Source organism: Desulfamplus magnetovallimortis (assembly GCF_900170035.1).
GTDB lineage: Bacteria > Desulfobacterota > Desulfobacteria > Desulfobacterales > Desulfobacteraceae > Desulfamplus > Desulfamplus magnetovallimortis.
The window spans coordinates 1-1,078 of sequence record NZ_LT828601.1 but is presented as its reverse complement, the minus strand read 5'-3'; the positions used below and the strand labels follow the sequence as shown (position 1 = coordinate 1,078).

1 protein-coding gene and 1 pseudogene are annotated in these 1,078 nt (G+C 45.9%); both read right to left on the bottom strand.

Translation table 11 applies throughout. From position 1 onward, the window contains the following. Positions 1-198, bottom strand: a pseudogene (locus MTBBW1_RS29305) (helix-turn-helix domain-containing protein); the annotation flags it as partial. Further along, positions 162-1,078: transposase (locus MTBBW1_RS28875; RefSeq protein WP_483863773.1), on the bottom strand; the 917-nt coding region annotated here is incomplete at its 5' end. The gene MTBBW1_RS28875 and the pseudogene MTBBW1_RS29305, both read right to left, overlap by 37 nt.

Sequence of the window (1,078 nt, the reverse complement as noted above, 5' to 3'; positions counted from 1 at the left end):
CAGGCGGATAATATTTTCAAGGGTGGCAAAATTACTGACCCTGTATTTCAATGCACGTTGAACAGCTCGGGTGAACAGGTCAGCGGGCGTTTTTTTGTACAGGCTGTACAGTTGCCGGATCAGGCTGTGCCTGGCTTTACCTTTCATCACCAGGATAAAATTCAGGTAATCATTAATTTCAGGGGCGGCATTGCGCAATATACGTTCCTCTCCTGCCGTTGGCTTTTTCCGATTCCTGGGATGATGTCTAAAAGATGGCCCTCCTTCCGGCCCGACTTTTTTATTTTTGACGCCGTCAGGGGGGATTTTGTACTCAGCCAGTTTTTTTCTCTGGTGATAGATTTCATATGGTCGCAGAACTCAAGTACCTTGACGTCAAATCGTGTTTTGCCGGGAACCCAGTAAAAATTACCATTGACTGCGGCATATCCATATTGGTCAGTCCCCCGCTCATGGGTCAGATAAGGGGGCGTCACATAGGGTGGTATTTTTTCAAGAAACTTCTGTTCATACTCAAATGCCCGTGCCGGAATAAGGTTGGTTTTACTTACCGGTCTGTTTGCCATCCTCATGGTGGCCCACTCAAAGGCCTGTTGGTTCATATCTTCCAGACTTTTGAAACTGCGGCCCGGGAAGAAATTGGTTTCCACGGTATAAAAGCCTCGTTCATTTCCTGCCTTTCTATTGGCGTGACCAACTTCATGGCAGGCAAATTTAAACCCGTATTGCCTGGCAAATTGCTCCATTTCAGGCACAATAACAGCATTTTTGCCGGTTCCCCGAAGGCGGGCAAGATTGGTGTTGTCAATAATGCATATCCCGGCAGCATACTTCCAGAAGGTCAATGCTTCATGGATAAAGCATTTCATGGCAAATCTATTGAAAGAACGGTAAAATTTCAGATACTTCACTTTCGAATATCTCATATAAATAAGGCTGGCCTGAACTTTGACCCGGGTGTCTCCAAATTTAGTGTTGTAAGGGGATGTGTCATGCTGCATCTCTTCACCAGGGTTATCCTGCTTTTGGTCGCACCTTTCATTTTTGGAATGGCTCAGGCCAAGTTCCCGTAAATTCC